Genomic DNA, 16177 nt, shown 5'->3' on the forward strand with positions numbered 1-16177 from the left:
GAATCAATGACGCCTTGGCGGTTTAATCCAGATTTTTTTATGAAACTCGTAATTCCTTTAAAAATCTGAGGCATTCGCCGGAGGCACTAACTAAATTCAGACTGAGTTTGAGCCCTCTTTATATGAATATTTACTTGCATCCATCATACTACTTACATAAATGAGGGACTTGCGCTAAATTTAGTTAATTATATCATTTTGAAAGTATTTTTTTAATCCGTTCAATCGCCCAATCCAGCTCTTCCCTAGTAATCGTTAATGGTGGAGCAAAGCGGATGACATTTTCATGCGTTTCTTTACATAGGAGCCCTTCTGACATTAAGGATTCACAATAGGGACGAGCATTTTCGTTTAACTCAACACCGATAAAAAGTCCTTTTCCTCTTATTTCTTTTATCGACGGATTGACAATTTCATTTAATTTTGACATAAAATATAGTCCAAGTTCAAGTGATTGCTCACAAAGTTTTTCATTATGAATGACGTCCAATGCAGCAATAGAAACTGCACAAGCCATTGGATTTCCACCAAAGGTCGAACCATGGGAACCAGGGTTAAAAACACCAAGTATGTCACTGTTTGCCGCTACACAGGATATCGGAAATACCCCACCTCCAAGCGCCTTTCCTAATATATACATATCCGGTTCCACCGCTTCCCAATCACAGGCAAACATTTTTCCTGACCGCCCTAATCCTGATTGTATTTCATCCGCAATGAATAATACATTATTTTCTTTGCAAATCTTATATGCTTCTTTTAAAAACCCTTCAGGTGGTATGATAATTCCAGCTTCTCCTTGAATAGGTTCTATTAAAAAAGCAGCCGTATTCGTAGTAATCGCTTTTTTTAAAGATTCAATATCACCATATGGGATAAGCTTTATACCAGGTAGCATAGGGCCAAAATGAAATTTATATTCATCTTCTGATGATAGAGAAATTGCAGTCATTGTTCTTCCATGAAAGTTGCCTTCACATGCAATAATTTCGGCTTGATTTTCCTTAACTTTTTTTTCTGAATAAGCCCACCGCCTTGCTGCTTTTATTGCAGTTTCAACAGCTTCAGCACCTGTATTCATTGGGAGGACCATATTTTTCCTCGTCAACTGACAAACCTTTGCATACCATGGCCCAAGCATATCATTATGAAACGCCCGCGATGTTAATGTAACACGATCCGCTTGCTCCTTTAAAGCTTTTATTATGTTTGGATGACGGTGACCTTGATTTACTGCGGAATATGCGCTCAACATATCCATATATTTTTTTCCTTCAGGGTCTCTTACCCATACCCCTTCTGCCTCGGAAATAACAACAGGCAGAGGATTATAATTTCTTGCTCCGTATTTTTCGGTTTGTGCAATAATTTCCTCTGTACCCAAATTGAAAACCTCCTGTCGATTGTTTTCATTAAAACAAAAGCGCAAGCTATTTGCTCATCGACATACAGGCACACATAATGTAGGGAGTTCGCCAAAAGACATATTCGTTTTTCTTTTGTGACTTTCCTCCTAAACTTCAGGGAAATATTAAAGAAGTTTACTAGTCGATAAGCGTTAACTTAGGACATTGAATCTCTATTTTTAAAAATGTTTAATAATTCATATAGTGAGAAATTAAAGCATTTCGGATGTTGTTTTTGCTTGCATATGAAGGAGTAAATAGTCAGGACCTCCGGCTTTAGAATCGGTTCCACTCATGTTAAATCCGCCAAAAGGCTGGTAACCAACGATTGCACCGGTACATCCACGGTTAAAATATAGATTTCCCACATGGAATTCTTCTCGAGCATAATCAATATGTTCTCTGTTTTTCGAGATAACAGCACCTGTTAACCCATATTCAGTGTTATTGGCGATTTCAATTGCTTCTTTAAAATCCTTCGCTTTTGCAAACGCCACAACAGGTCCAAAAATTTCTTCCTTCATAATTCTAGCTTCTGGATCAAGATCTGCAAAAATGGTCGGCTCTATAAAAAAGCCTTGTGAATCATCCCCATGTCCTCCAACCATAAGCTTGCCTTCTTGTTTACCAATTTCAATATAGTTCAATATTTTATTGTACGCATTTTGATCGTTTACGGGTCCCATAAAATGGTTTAGATTTATAGGATTCCCTACTGTTAATTCTTTTGTTATTTCAACTGCACGTGCAAGCACTTGATCATACACATCTTCGACTACAACTGCTCGAGAACAAGCAGAGCATTTTTGTCCAGAAAATCCGAAAGCGGATTTAACAATTGATTGAGCTGCTAATTCAAGATCAGCCTCTTTATCTATGACAATTGTATCTTTTCCGCCCATTTCGGCAATGACACGCTTTAGCCAAATTTGGCCTGCATTCACTTTCGAAGCACGTTCGTATATTCTAATTCCCACTTCCCGAGACCCCGTAAAACTAATAAAACGTGTCTTCGGATGATCGACTAAATAATCACCGACTTCCGAACCACTCCCAGGAATATAGTTGACAACCCCTCTTGGCATTCCAGCTTCTTCAAGTACTTCCACAAATTTTGCAGCAATTACTGGTGTTGTCGACGCTGGCTTTAATAGAACCGTATTCCCTGTGACCATTGAAGCCACTGTAGTTCCAGCCATAATAGCCAATGCGAAGTTCCATGGCGAAATAACAACGCTTACACCCAGAGGTATATAATGATAACGATTAAATTCCCCTGGCCTACTTTCGACACGCTTTCCATCCTTTATTTCAAGCATTTGACGGCCATAATATTCCATGAAATCAATGGCTTCAGCTGTATCGGCATCTGCCTCATTCCATGGTTTACCTGCTTCTTTTACTAACAGAGCTGAAAATTCATGCTTTCTGCGTCTAATAATAGCAGCTGCTTTAAATAAAACATCAGCCCTTGTTTCAGGTTTCGTTTTTCTCCAAGTTTCAAAAGCTCTTAGAGAGCTATTCATTGCCAGTTCCGCAAGCTCCTTGTTTGCCTTCGAAACATAGCCAATTACTTCATCTTTATTTGCCGGGTTAATAGAAACAATTTTATCTTCGGTCGTGATACGTTCTCCATTAATGATTAACGGGTAATCTTGTCCAAGATAATCATTCACGATTTGCAATCCTTTTTCAAATGCCAGTTTATTTTCTTCTTTAGTAAAATCTGTAAAAGGTTCATGACGATAAGCAATCATACAGTTTCCCCCTCACGGCAATTTTTATTTCAACACATAAATAGTAACATATTTTATGAAAATCATATAGAAAAAGCCGTATCTTGGACATTAGGAGTACTGATATTCGTTGCCAGAATGCCTGTGCTTTACATAAATGAATCATAATAGTGTTAACCTAGTATGTTAATATCTCTCCAATCAACAGAACGATTTCATATAGCCCAAAATATAAACAGGATGCCCTAATGGACATCCTGAAAAAAAATTATTTTTTTATTAGTTCTTCGCGTGATTGTTCGATCCACTCTTGAAGTTTATCCTTTAAGGTGTTAAAACCTTCGTTACTTGTTTGCGTTGATTCCGTTTTAATGGTACCTTGACGTCGCGGAGTTTTAGGTTCACGTTGAGTTGGCGCCTCTTCAGTAGCACGGATTGAAAGGCTAATTTTCCCTTTCTCTTCATCAATACCTAAAACTTTTACTTTTACTTCATCACCGACTGATAAAACATCATGAATATCTTTTACAAAACCATGTTTAATTTCTGAAATGTGAACTAGTCCTTGAGTTTGATCGTCTAATGCAATAAATGCACCATACGGTTGGATTCCAGTTACTTTACCTGTTAATACCGCTCCCGTTTCATAATTTGTAGTCATGGAAACACTCCTAATTAATATTTGATTTTCTCCTAATTTACGCAATTGTAAATTATAACATAGAGAATTATTAGAATCAAAAATACCGTTCTATCTTATATAGAAAATTTTCCCCTTAGACCTTTTTTCAAACCTATTTAAAACGGGTAACATAATAATACGGAGGTGAAGGGATGTTACCAACACGTTCTTCAATCAATATTAATGGTATTACTATTTATTACGAGGAATATAAGCATCCAAATGCACGTGAAACTATTGTGTTAATCCATGGATTTCTGTCATCTTCATTTAGTTTTCGCAGATTAATACCATACTTAGCAAAGGATTTTCATATTATTTCCATAGATTTTCCCCCATTCGGAAAAAGCGGAAAGTCATTGAAATTCCGTTATACATATGCAAATATTGCCAGTACTATTCTAAACCTTCTCGATATGGTGGGGTGTAAACATATTTTTACCATTGGACATTCGATGGGTGGGCAAATTGTTTTAAATATGATTCTTCAAAGACCCGATTTAATAAAAAAAGCAATTCTCATTAGTTGTTCCGGGTATGTTCCACGTGCTAAAACACATCTTAGAGCGTTAACGTATGTTCCATTTGTCGAACGATTTATTAAACTTTATCTTAAGAAATCTGGTGTAGAGGAAAATTTAAAAATCGTCGTCTATGACCAATCAATCATTGATAAAGATATGATAAAAGGGTACGAGGAACCTTTTCATCATAACGAAATTTTCCAGGCATTAGCAAAAATGCTTCGTCATCGGGAAGGTGATCTTGCAGCGAATGCTCTTCAATCGATTCAAACACCGTGTTTACTGTTATGGGGAGACCACGACAAAATTGTCCCTTTGCATATCGGAAATCGCCTTGCTAATGATTTACCAAATTCTTCGTTAGTCGTTTTTAAAAATACTGGCCATTTATTGCCCGAAGAAATACCAAAAGAAGTTTACGATGAAATAACACAATTTATTTAAAAAGCTCTTTTCATATTAATTGACAAACATCTCTTACAAAATACAACATGAAAAAAGAATATGTAGATGTAGTTACTTGTAATATCCATCCCTCCAGCTTTATGATTAACATTAAGTGATGATTTGGAAAGGAGCACAACAATGAAGATTTTTGATGAAAAAATTGATAGAAAAAACACATCTTCTGTAAAATGGGATGGGATGAAAGCAGCTTTTGGCAAAAATGAACTGCTCCCGATGTGGGTGGCTGACATGGATTTTCGTCCACCAAGCGAAGTACTGGACGCTATGAAAAAACGTGTTGAGCATGGTGTTTTTGGGTACACCATTATTGGAGATACCACCGCAAATGCGATCATAAATTGGATTAGTAAACGTCATCAATGGGATATTAAGCCCTCATGGCTTTTGTATAGTCCTGGAGTCGTTCCTTCCATCGGTATGGCGATCCGCGCATTTACAGAGGTCGGAGACAAGGTCATGCTGCAATCGCCTGTTTATACACCCTTTTTTAATATGATTGAAAGCAATATGAGAGAAGTCGTCAACTCCCCTCTTGTATTAAAAGATGGACGCTATGAAATAGATTTTGTAGATTTTGAGGAAAAATTAAAAAGCGGCGTAAAGCTATTTTTACTATGTAGCCCACATAACCCTGCTGGGAGAGTTTGGTCAAAAGAAGAACTGATGAAAATTGCAGAGCTATGTAGAGAATATGGTGTCATCATCGCATCAGATGAAATTCATGCAGATATTGTTGCACCACCTCATAAGCATTTTCCAATCTGTTCTTTAGATCCTTCTTTTTCCGATTTAATTATTACCTTTATGGCTCCAAGTAAAACATTTAATCTAGCTGGGCTGCAATCATCCTTTATGGTCGTGCAAAATGCAGAAATACGAAAAAAAATAGAAGATATCCAAAAGAATGAAGGATTTCATACATTAAATACGTTTGGAATCATTGCGATGGAAGCTGCCTACCAATATGGAGAAAAATGGCTAGATGATGCTACTGCTTACATACGGGAGAATATAGAAATTCTTCAAAAAGGAATTGAAACAGAGTTGCCGGATTTAGAGGTGATAAAGCCTGAAGGAACATATCTTGTTTGGGTTGATTGCCGAAAAACGGGGTTAAGTGCAAATGAAATACGAAAAAGATTAATTGAAAAAGGTAGATTAGCTGTCAATTTTGGAGATTCGTACGGCCCAGGAGGAGAAGGATTTATAAGATTCAATACCGCCTGCCCTCGCTCGATAATTGAAGAGGGAATTGAAAGGTTAAAATTGGCGTTTAGTTAAAGCTCCTTTTATTTATTAAGATCTAAATATCAAAAAGTACTATTCCACTTTTAGTGGAACAGTACTTTTTTTACGATTTTTTCGTTGATTTTGCAGGTTTTCGATCCTTAGTAATTTCACCGCATGCAATCCTCTCTCCCGAATCTCCCGTTGGTTGAGTCATGCCATCATCCGCTCCCTCGTTAATGACAATTGAGGTTCCTTCTGTTGTATAAAGAGAATTTTTGGCTTCTTTAAATGTGACTCCTTTAGCAGTAAAATCCGTTTTTACTTTTCCATCTTCTTTTACAATTAAGTTAGGAAGATCTCCGGCATGAGGACCTTTCGGATTGAGAAGCCCGTGTTCTTTTTTATCCGGATTAAAATGATCTCCAGCAGATAAAAAATCGGGTGGTGTACATTTTCCTTTATCATGAATATGAATGGCATGTATACCTGGAGGCAAGCCTTTTAAATCAACTTTAAATTTTAATCCTTCTGCTTTTTCCTCAAGCTTTATTTTCCCTAGAGAATCTCCATCCGTATTTTTTACATTTATGTCCAATTTCTTTGGAAATGGATTTGAGCATGCTGAAAGAATAAGACAAATTGAAAGCAACATTATTTTCCTCATAGCCAACCCTCCATTAGAATTCCCTTTTCGTCATTATTGCCATGCAAAAAATGAAATATCCTTGTTTAAGACAAAAAAGAAAAAGCATCCCTTTATAGATGCTTGTCCTGTTTTTCATTCTTTATTTGTTCTTCTAAATGCTTTGTTTTTGCTTCTTGTTTTTTGGAGATCTTCTTTATAAGTACAAAAGTAAGAATGCAAGCAAAGATAAAAATCGACATTGATATCGCCGCTGGAATATACTCAGTTTTATCCTCTGGAAAATATAGAAATGGCATATTTAAAACAAATGATTTTAAAATTGAAAACAAGGAAAACATCCTTTCCTTTTATTATTCAGCTTCATCGCCTATAAACTGATCTTGTCTAGCTGCAAGCGCCTTCCGCTTTTATTTAAACTACATATATTATTATATCAAAGTATTTTTGCTAAAACCAAGACGCTCGTTCATGTAAAAGTCGACAATAATGTGAAAAGCCGCCCATATGGACGGCTACATTTTATTCCTTAATGATATCAATACTTTCAATCACAACATCCTCAAGAGGCTTATCTCCAGGAGCGGTTTTTACATTAGCGATACTGTCGACAACATCCATTCCATCAATAACTTGTCCAAAAACAGTATGACGATGGTCGAGATGAGGTGTACCTCCATTCTCGATATAAGCCTCTATAATTTCTTGTGGGAAACCAGCATTTTCAAGCTGACCCTTCACACGCGGATCCATAAAATTGTTTTGTACTATAAAAAATTGGCTTCCGTTTGTATTTGGTCCAGCATTCGCCATAGAAAGAGCTCCACGGAGATTGAATAATTCCATAGAAAATTCATCTTCAAATGAATCTCCGTAAATACTCTCTCCACCTCTACCTGTACCAGTCGGATCTCCACCTTGGATCATGAAATCTTTAATGACCCTATGAAAGATAATTCCATTATAGTATCCTTCTTTGGCATGTGTTACAAAATTCTCCACTGTTTTTGGAGCTTGTTCAGGGAACAGTTTAATTTTGATTGATCCCATATTTGTATTCATTTGCACTAATTTTTCATTTTCCGCCACTTCAGTGGACAATTGTGGGTATACTACTTGTTCAGCCATTTCTGAATCTCCTTCTTCCTTTTCAGATTGATTACTGCCTGTTGCAGTCTCCTCGTTTAAATTGATTACTGAGGACTTTGTGCCGCATGCAGATAATATCGTAACAAACATAAGTAAAAAAAGAAATTTTTTCATATGTAGCCCTCCAAAAGTTACTTTACAATAAAATGGATAAAAAAGCATCCTTCTTTCATTTTCTTTCGTCGTCTTTCATAATAGTAAGAAAAGAAAGGGGATTCGCTTTATGCAAATAGGACAAATTGTCACCGCTTTTAATAAAACAGGTAAATATATTGGAGAAATTACAGCTGTTAAAGAAGATACATATACAGTTCGTTGTCTCGCTGTACTCATTCATCCCAGACAAGGAGATTTACATCATCCAAACGAAGTGGATGTGCCACTTTTTCACGAAAGAAAAGCTCTTGCCTACCGCGAACAAGCGAATATTCCATTAAAAATGGTCAAGCCTTATGAAGGTGAACTCATTGATTATAAGGAATCACTGATTGCTTCGGTACAAAAATTGAGGGATCAATTAGAAGCAAAACCTGATGATGCTTACAGCGTAAAAAGTCTTCAAGCACTAGATGGAGTTATAAAGGAATATGAACTTATGTATTCCATTCATTTTTAAGCAGGTGGCCCATGTAAGGGCCGCTTTTTTATTCTCATGGAAACTAAACTTAAATAACTTTGTTTGAAATAGTTTCCTTCTAGTACAAGCAGCCATCGACTAGCTCCCTACGATTAGTGAATATCAACTCGTCTCCTCTAACTCCAAGTGCTTGCACATTCGTTATGTACCTTGAATTTAATATTAATTCCTTTATACTATTATTTAGGGAGTCGAAATAATTTTCAACTAAATAAGAAGGTGTTTCCAATTAGTATCGAAAAACGCAATTTCCTCATAATGTGGATTTGCAATTTTCTAATTGCCGCAAGCATGACGATGATTCTTCCGTTTATTTCGTTGTATATCGGTACTCTTGGCGATTTTAGCCATGATTATATACAAAGATGGTCTGGACTTGTCTTTGGTGTCACCTTTTTGAGTGCTTTTATCGTTTCGCCGCTATGGGGACGAATTGGTGATAAGTACGGATTTAAGCCAATCCTTTTAATAACGGGTTATGGAATAGCCTCTTCTGTTTTTTTTATGGGAATCATTAACTCTGTTTTTGGATTGTTTGTTTTAAGAATGATTATGGGCTTTGTAACAGGATTTATCCCAACCTCTATTGCTCTTATTTCAAAACAAACTCCTAAAAATGAAGCTGGCAAGACATTAGGTACTTTGCAAATGAGCAATGTAGCATGTAGTCTTTTCGGCCCCCTTCTAGGAGGATTAATGGCTGATAATGTCGGCTTTCAATATACCTTCATAATCACTTCAGCATCTGTTGCAATTGCTACGACTGTTGTTCTATTTGGAATAAAAGAAATTAAACAGCAAACAGAAGCTAAAGTGAAAATTCCCCGTACTCAAAAAGACGTCATCAAACAAATACTCAATCGAAAAATGCTTGTTATGGTAATGATAATTGCATTATTAATCCAAGTGGGGAATTTTAGCATTCAACCTTTACTTGCACTTTACGTGAGCGATTTAACAAAAGCCACTAGTATCGCTTTTTTATCAGGCCTTGCTTTTTCGGCAACTGGGTTTGGAAATTTATTATTAACACGACAATGGGGAAAACTCGGAGATACGATCGGCTACGAAAAAGTATTACTTCTCCTACTTGTTCTAGCTTCTATCTTAATTGTCCCGCAAGCCCTCGTTACGGAATTATGGCAATTAGTAGGCTTAAGATTTCTTTATGGAATGGTTGTTGGGGGAATGCTTCCTTGTATCACGGCATATATTCGCATTGAAGCTCCGCTCGACATGCAAGGAGAAATTCTTGGGTATAACCAGAGCTTTCGCTTTTTAGGAAACGTAATTGGACCAGCATTAGGCGGATTTGTTGCAGGTCATGCAGGTATCTCATCCGTCTTCTATGTAACCGGAAGTTTGTTTCTATTAGCATTTGGAATTTTGTGGTGGAATTTAAAACATGAACAGGAACGTTTTAAAGAAAGTTATTAAATGCTAATATGCCAATGATGAGAACTCAAATCCCATCATTGGCATTTTTATTATCTACATCAAGCAATGATATCCAGTAACTCCACGCCTTTAGGTAGTCTGGTAAATCGTTTGGATGATGATATAGACACCTTTCAATACGAAGGTAAAGCCCTATAATTACTTCCTCCACTAAATATTTTCTATCATGATTAAAAGTTGGAAGTTTTCGAGCGACTTCATAAATAACCTCATATGACAGATGATCCGGTGAAGAGCAAAAAGCAAAAACAAGTTCAAAAAGTGGAGGACCAGCAAGTGTTAAAGGATCAATGACTCCTATTAGCCGATCATTTTTTTGTAAAAAGTTATGGACCCCACAATCACCGTGAAGCAAGTATGGGTCTTCTCCCCGATCTCTTGTTTCTATTAAAAACTTAACTTTTTCACAATCCTGAAAAGTTAATACTGTTTCAACCGTATCTCTTGCATTGTCAACTTCTGATAGTAAAAATTCTCTAAAACTGTCATATCGTTGATAAGTATATCCCCACTTTTTTTCAGGGAATGGTTGATAGTGAATAATAAGTTCTTCTACTAGGATGTGTAAATTAGCCTCCTTATTACCTAAATTGGTTTTAATTTCTCCTTCAATATATTCGTAAATATAATACTGTTGATTCTCATCTATAAATATGATTTCCGGTAAAATTTTCAGATGCTCATATGCTTTTAAATAAAGTGATTCCTCAATGATGACATCCTTTTCATTTTCCTTATACACATAAGTTTTATCATCATCACCGGTTAACTTCCAAATTTTACTTGAGGTTCCACCGCTAAGTTCTTTCCACTCAACAATTTTAAAGCCTAGCAATTTATGATTATTTAATGCAGCTATCCTTTGATCAATTGCACTATTTCCATTTACGATCATATCATCCATCCCCAACTACCATTTCATTAATCACAGCTCTTTTCTTAAATATTTGAGCAATGTAGTATAAATCTTAATAATGAAAAAAGGATTAATCCCTTAAAATTACAATCCAGCTGAGAAAAGAGCTGGCAGCTTTGTAAGTAACGCTAAACTTTCTTTATTAAGTGTAAAAGCCGGCTTTTAGGCTTTTATAAAAACACAAACTTTAAGAAAATAGGCTTAATCATAAAGCCTTTGAGAAACCTCGCCATCTTTGTTGTGAACAAACAAGATTCCATCATGGTCCTTTACATACTCTTTAGCTTCATCTATTAAATCTTCTTTCGTATCTTCTCTTCTAATGGCGCGTTTCCCGTCTTTTCTTTTAAGTACCCAGTCTTCACCATCTGCTATTACGTGGTACTCCGGTCTTTCATGATTGTCATCTTCATAATATTTCCGAGCTTGAGCTATACCAATCGCAATCGCCCTTGCCTCGTCTTTATTATCTTCAACGAGTGCATTTGCAATATCAATGGCCTTATTACGAAGGTGTCCAGGTAAATTCTTCATTGAATCAGGGTAGTCATTCTTTGACCAAGGCATGTACAATCACTCCTTTTTAACGATTATACGTACCTTTTCCCGTTTATAACCTTGCAAAACACTCTACTTCTTCGGAACTACTGCAATGGTACATCTTGAAATACAAATAAGTTTTTCTTCTTCATCCTTAATTTTTATATCCCAAACCATCGTGCTTTTTCCATGGTGAAGTACTTCTGCAGCAGCCGTTACGACTCCATCTTTTTTTGAACGGACATGGTTCGCGTTGATTTCTAGACCAAAGCATATTTCTTTTTCCAAATCAATCATGGCGGCTGCCCCAACGCTTGCTACTGTTTCAGCTAATGCTACAGAAGCCCCTCCATGCAAGTAACCGAAAGGCTGCCTCGTATGTTCATTGACAGGCATTGTAGCTGTAACTTTTCCCTTTGTGATCTCGACTATCTCAATACCTAAAGCATCAAGAAGAGTTTTTGATTTTTTCATTATTCTCACTCCATTTCCTATATACAATTCTATATATGAGGCATAAATCCTTTATCCATACAAAAAGCTCCCCACTATACGGAGAGCTCTTCGTATTTCATATTGCTCTATTAGCAATATCATATTTCATTTAATATCCATACGGTGCTCCATAAGGTCCAGGTGCTCCGTATGCACCATAGCCATAAGGTACAGGTGGCACGCCTCCATAGCCATATGGCGCGATTGGTGGATAAGCGATGATAGGACGCGGACGGGAAAATGCACTGACAAGTCCTCCGGCTATACCCCCACCAATCAATCCTCCAAAAAAGCCACCTACGAGAGGAGCGGCAAACAACCCAAAAAAGCGTTCATCGGCATAAGGTGCAGGGCCGCGATAATACATCATTTATTAGCAACCTCCTTTGTCTCTAAACAAATGCCCTTCTATATCTATTTATGCGACAAAGGGCTATAAGGCATGGGCAAATGAGAAATAACATCACTTATTTTAACTATTATTCTTTTTCAAGATCAAAATTTTCAACAAACAACGCTAATGTTCGAGCCATCACTCCTGTGGCTCCTGCAGGACCTAAATCATGATCGGCATTAATTGTAGCTGTTCCAGCTATGTCTAAATGCACCCATGGTGTGTCTTCCACAAATTCTCCAATGAATGCTCCTCCCATGATTGCATGTCCTTCTCTACCTGGAGAATTATTTAAATCAGCAACTTTACTGCTGCGTACTCTTTCCTTATCTTTTTCTGTGTAAGGAAGTCGCCAAATGAATTCTCCTACTTCGGAAGAGGCTTCCAATACCTTTTCAAATAGAGCTTCATCATTTGTAAGAGCACCTGTTTTATCAAGACCAAGTGCAACAATGACTCCACCTGTAAGAGTAGCAACATCCACTAAATAGTCAGCTCCGTGATGTTTTGCGTAAGTGATAGCATCTGCCAACACAAGTCTACCTTCTGCATCTGTGTTTAACACTTCAATCGTTTTGCCACTAAATGAAGTGATGACATCATCTGGTTTAAAAGCATTTCCGCTGATCATATTGTCAGTTGTTGGAATAACTGCAACAACATTTTGCTTCGGACGAAGATTTCCGATAATCTCCATCGCGCCTAATACCGCAGCCGCTCCTCCCATATCTGTCTTCATGCCGACGATACCGTCTTTTGGCTTTATTGAATATCCACCAGTATCAAATGTAATCCCTTTTCCAACGAGCCCAATAACATCTTTCCATTCATCTTTCCCTTGATACTTTAAGACAATCATATAAGGTGGTTCGCTTGATCCTTGATTAACCGCTAAAAAAGCTCCCATTCCTAGCTTTTCAATTTCATCTTTATTTAAAATTTCTACTTCAAATGAATGCTTTTCACCCAAAGTCTTTGCGTATTGGGCAAGATCACTTGCTTTCAACATATTACCAGGCAAGTTTACGAGTGTTCTAGCTGAATTCGTTCCTTCTCCATAAAAGCTACCCACTTCAGCTGCAAGTTTGATTTCATCTTCGCTAGCATTCGTAAAGATCTTAATCGTTTCAATCTTGATTTCTGGTTCATTTGATTTCTGTTTATAATCTTGAAATCGATATGAACCCATTATGTATGCTTCACTAAACGCAAGGGCTGCCTCATCTTCTGAAGCCTTTTCAGAAACAAATGTATCAAGTGCAATAGCCAAATTGCTTAGGCGCATCCCCACCAACTTTTTACTTGCTGATCCAAATACATCCTTCAATTTTGTATAACTTGCATCTTTTTCCTTCCCAAGACCAACAAAAACGATTCGTTTGACATTGGATTTACCTAAACTATGGATAATGTTAACTGATTTATATTTTGCAGAAATGTCCCCTGATTTAACTAGCTCTGTTAATTCCCCATCAAAAATATCATCTAATTGTTCAAGTATTCCAGTAAATTTTTCCGGCTTTTCAAAAAGACCTACAATTAAACATTCTTCATTGCTTTCAAAAGGATTTCCATTCAATATTTTTAACATCCTACTTCACCTCTATATAAATTATAAATGAAAAAATCATATATTTCGAGTATCGAAAGTTTTTTCAAGGGATATTGTTATACATGCATATTAATCTCCACACCAGCCGCTCGTTTTCCACGAACTGCACTCGACTCTTAGACGCTGTGACGCTGCAGGGTCTCCTTACAAAAACCTTTAAGAAAATAACGCATGATTTTTTAGATTATTTTGTGGTATTATAAATGGAACCGTTGCAACTATGTGAAAGGATGTTACGAATGGAGTTTCTGCATAATTTCCCCTTTTGGGCTGCTATCACAGCTATATTCTTTGCGCAATTTGTTAAAGTGCCCTTGCAATTCATGATAACAAAAAAGTTAGATTGGTCACTAATCACTTCTACAGGGGGAATGCCAAGTTCTCATTCAGCAGGAGTGACAGCTTTAACCACGAGTGTTGCACTTGATGAAGGTTTAGGATCAACCCTTTTTGCAGTATCTGCCATTTTTGCCATCATCGTTATGTTCGATGCAACGGGTGTCAGAAGACAAGCCGGTGAACAAGCGGTTGTACTCAATAGACTTTCCCTTGATTTTCAAAAAATGATATCAGATATACACGATTGGCAAGGAAAAACACATAAAGAAAAGCAAATGGAATTTAAAAAGTTAAAAGAATTATTAGGCCATAAACCAGTTGAAGTATTTTTTGGAGGCTTAACAGGAGTTCTTTGGGCATTGATTCTTCATAAATTATTGATTGTATAAAGAAAAAGAAGCGGGAAAGCGAGTCCGCTTCTTTTTCTTTTATTGATCATTATTTTTTAAAAATTTTTGGCGAAACACCTGCATTGTCTCGTTTTCATTTAATGCAATCAAATCTTTTTCAGTTAAAGTACCGTTACCTTTTTGAATAATATATACATTTAGTTTTCGTTTTCCCCATTCTTTAAATACTTGCTCTACTGTTTCGTAATACAAATCAATTGTATTTCCTTTAATGGCTGATCCGGTGTCGGCTACTACACCATATCCATAGTCAGGGATATATAAAATCGTCCCTAGCGGAAAAACACTAGTATCTGCAGCAATGGTGGAGTATAAATCTCTTTTAACTTTTACACCCGAATAGGTTATACCATATTGTGGATGACCGGGACTTTTACCGGTAGATTCTACCCCGGCAGTATACCCCGTTGCAATTACTTTCACAGTAGGATATTGAGACCAATCTTCATCTTCCAGCGACTTCAGTTCACTCGTTTTAATGGAACTAGCCTCATATGTAAATTGTTCCTCAACGGAATGATATAATTTTTTCAATGAAAATCGCCTTTCATTTATATGCGGAAAAACGAAAAACCTTTTTTCAAATTCATTGATTATGCTCGGTGTTGCCTTAGCCGCAAATGTTCTCGCATTCATTCCAGTAATAGATTCCAATGTTGTTAATAATGCTCCAATCAATAGAACGATCATCATAATTCGTTTGCCTGTCTGTTTAACGTATAACATCCATACACTCCTCTCAAAAATAATACTTTCCCATTTTGAGAGGAAATATTCCTTTTGTGTTAAAAATGCTGAAAATTCGTATAACGGAAAACAAAAAATAAAAAAGACTTTCAAAATGAAAGTCTCTAAAACATTCTATATCCTTTGGCACGAAGTACTCGCATCGTCACTCCGGAAACAATGGCACCAAACAGTCCACTCGCTAATATGGCAATATCAGCAGGAGCCAGTTCGGAAAGACTGTTTCCTAAACTTGTGAAAGAAGCACGAGCATTTGTAAAATACTCACTAAAATCGACTTTGTCTATTATTAAAATAGCAATGATTGGATAGATGACCGCCATAATCCAAGTCATGCGCAGAAGCATGTTTAATAAAAATCCAATGCCAAAAAATAAAACAAAGAACAAGAGCATTGATATGATTAAAACTGGAATCGTCATTGGCACGGATAGTTTCCCCCCTTGATTTTGCACTATGTCCAAGTCTACTAGATGAAAGAAATACCGTCAATCAAGATATTGAGGCAATTTTATGACGATTTATATAAAAAACGGAAGCGATTTTTCGTCGGAGTAAAAGTCCACAGGTGTGGCGATTTTTGTGGACGTTCCTTTTCCGTCCTAAGCCTTGAGATTAAGGAATCACAAGAGTCAGATAGGACCTGTCGATGCTGACTTATCGTATGCAAAGGACAAGAAGTTTGCTAATCAACAGACGCTGGATCTGGACAGTGAAAATCTAGAAATTTACTTTCTCATCTTTCAAAAAAAAGAAAAAAGGCAGAATCAATTAATAGACTCCGCCTTTCA

Annotated in this window: 18 protein-coding genes; 5 read left to right on the plus strand and 13 right to left on the minus strand. The window is 36.7% G+C overall.

The features are described 5' to 3' along the window. Positions 1 to 193 precede the first annotated feature (193 nt). From KHA93_RS10910 to yugI, 3 genes are all read right to left on the minus strand, one after another. Positions 194 to 1384, minus strand: a complete 1191-nt coding sequence (locus tag KHA93_RS10910; protein WP_213110745.1) for an ornithine--oxo-acid transaminase — start codon at positions 1382 to 1384, stop codon at positions 194 to 196. Positions 1385 to 1618: 234 nt separating this feature from the next. Further along, entirely contained in the window at positions 1619 to 3163 is a 1545-nt protein-coding gene (pruA, locus tag KHA93_RS10915) for an L-glutamate gamma-semialdehyde dehydrogenase (RefSeq protein ID WP_213110746.1), read from the minus strand. A gap of 247 nt (positions 3164 to 3410) precedes the next feature. Then, complete coding sequence (yugI, locus tag KHA93_RS10920) at positions 3411 to 3803, minus strand: S1 domain-containing post-transcriptional regulator GSP13 (RefSeq protein WP_213110747.1); 393 nt, start codon at positions 3801 to 3803, stop codon at positions 3411 to 3413. A 173-nt stretch (positions 3804 to 3976) separates the two neighbouring features. Between yugI and KHA93_RS10925 the strand changes: the two genes are divergently transcribed. Next, entirely contained in the window at positions 3977 to 4792 is an 816-nt protein-coding gene (locus KHA93_RS10925; protein ID WP_213110748.1) for an alpha/beta fold hydrolase, read from the plus strand. Positions 4793 to 4933: 141 nt separating this feature from the next. After that, positions 4934 to 6097 carry a MalY/PatB family protein gene (locus tag KHA93_RS10930; protein ID WP_213110749.1) on the plus strand — a complete coding sequence of 388 codons (1164 nt, stop codon included), beginning with the start codon at positions 4934 to 4936 and terminating at the stop codon, positions 6095 to 6097. A 70-nt stretch (positions 6098 to 6167) separates the two neighbouring features. Here KHA93_RS10930 and KHA93_RS10935 read toward each other — a convergent pair whose 3' ends face one another. From KHA93_RS10935 to KHA93_RS10945, 3 genes are all read right to left on the minus strand, one after another. After that, the gene (locus KHA93_RS10935; protein WP_213110750.1) at positions 6168 to 6710 is read right to left on the minus strand and encodes a superoxide dismutase family protein; all 543 of its coding nucleotides are present in this window, start codon (positions 6708 to 6710) and stop codon (positions 6168 to 6170) included. Positions 6711 to 6802: 92 nt separating this feature from the next. Next, entirely contained in the window at positions 6803 to 6988 is a 186-nt protein-coding gene (locus KHA93_RS10940; RefSeq protein WP_233711504.1) for a hypothetical protein, read from the minus strand. 223 nt (positions 6989 to 7211) lie between these two features. Then, on the minus strand, positions 7212 to 7952 hold the full coding sequence (locus KHA93_RS10945; RefSeq protein WP_213110752.1) for a peptidylprolyl isomerase: 741 nt from the start codon (positions 7950 to 7952) through the stop codon (positions 7212 to 7214). Positions 7953 to 8061: 109 nt separating this feature from the next. On the opposite strand from KHA93_RS10945, the gene kapB reads away from it, so the two are divergent. Both kapB and KHA93_RS10955 read left to right on the plus strand, forming a co-directional pair. Beyond that, positions 8062 to 8454 (plus strand): kinase-associated lipoprotein KapB, encoded by a 393-nt coding sequence (gene kapB, locus KHA93_RS10950; protein WP_233711126.1) that lies wholly within the window; start codon positions 8062 to 8064, stop codon positions 8452 to 8454. Between the two features lie 249 nt (positions 8455 to 8703). Continuing rightward, positions 8704 to 9912, plus strand: coding sequence for an MFS transporter (locus KHA93_RS10955; protein WP_213112881.1), 1209 nt, complete (start codon positions 8704 to 8706; stop codon positions 9910 to 9912). 25 nt (positions 9913 to 9937) lie between these two features. Here the strand turns inward: KHA93_RS10955 and KHA93_RS10960 are convergent, their stop codons facing one another. The 5 genes from KHA93_RS10960 to KHA93_RS10980 form a co-directional block, all read right to left on the minus strand. Next, entirely contained in the window at positions 9938 to 10837 is a 900-nt protein-coding gene (locus KHA93_RS10960; protein WP_213110753.1) for a phosphotransferase family protein, read from the minus strand. 213 nt (positions 10838 to 11050) lie between these two features. Then, complete coding sequence (locus KHA93_RS10965) at positions 11051 to 11416, minus strand: DUF2188 domain-containing protein (protein WP_213110754.1); 366 nt, start codon at positions 11414 to 11416, stop codon at positions 11051 to 11053. A 63-nt stretch (positions 11417 to 11479) separates the two neighbouring features. Next, positions 11480 to 11863: a hotdog fold thioesterase gene (locus KHA93_RS10970; RefSeq protein WP_213110755.1), complete on the minus strand. Its 384-nt coding sequence runs from the start codon at positions 11861 to 11863 to the stop codon at positions 11480 to 11482. 130 nt (positions 11864 to 11993) lie between these two features. After that, positions 11994 to 12254, minus strand: coding sequence for a hypothetical protein (locus KHA93_RS10975; RefSeq protein ID WP_213110756.1), 261 nt, complete (start codon positions 12252 to 12254; stop codon positions 11994 to 11996). A gap of 109 nt (positions 12255 to 12363) precedes the next feature. Continuing rightward, positions 12364 to 13869, minus strand: a complete 1506-nt coding sequence (locus tag KHA93_RS10980) for a leucyl aminopeptidase (RefSeq protein ID WP_213110757.1) — start codon at positions 13867 to 13869, stop codon at positions 12364 to 12366. Positions 13870 to 14129: 260 nt separating this feature from the next. On the opposite strand from KHA93_RS10980, the gene KHA93_RS10985 reads away from it, so the two are divergent. Continuing rightward, positions 14130 to 14618 carry a divergent PAP2 family protein gene (locus tag KHA93_RS10985; RefSeq protein WP_213110758.1) on the plus strand — a complete coding sequence of 163 codons (489 nt, stop codon included), beginning with the start codon at positions 14130 to 14132 and terminating at the stop codon, positions 14616 to 14618. 39 nt (positions 14619 to 14657) lie between these two features. On the opposite strand, the gene spsC is transcribed toward KHA93_RS10985, so the two are convergent. Beyond that, positions 14658 to 15365: a stationary phase survival protein SpsC gene (gene spsC, locus KHA93_RS10990; protein ID WP_213110759.1), complete on the minus strand. Its 708-nt coding sequence runs from the start codon at positions 15363 to 15365 to the stop codon at positions 14658 to 14660. 125 nt (positions 15366 to 15490) lie between these two features. Beyond that, the gene (locus KHA93_RS10995; RefSeq protein ID WP_213110760.1) at positions 15491 to 15814 is read right to left on the minus strand and encodes a YuiB family protein; all 324 of its coding nucleotides are present in this window, start codon (positions 15812 to 15814) and stop codon (positions 15491 to 15493) included. Between the last annotated feature and the right edge of the window lie 363 nt (positions 15815 to 16177).

Origin of the sequence: Lederbergia citrisecunda, assembly GCF_018343695.1 — a bacterium.
Lineage (GTDB): Bacteria > Bacillota > Bacilli > Bacillales > Bacillaceae_C > Lederbergia > Lederbergia citrisecunda.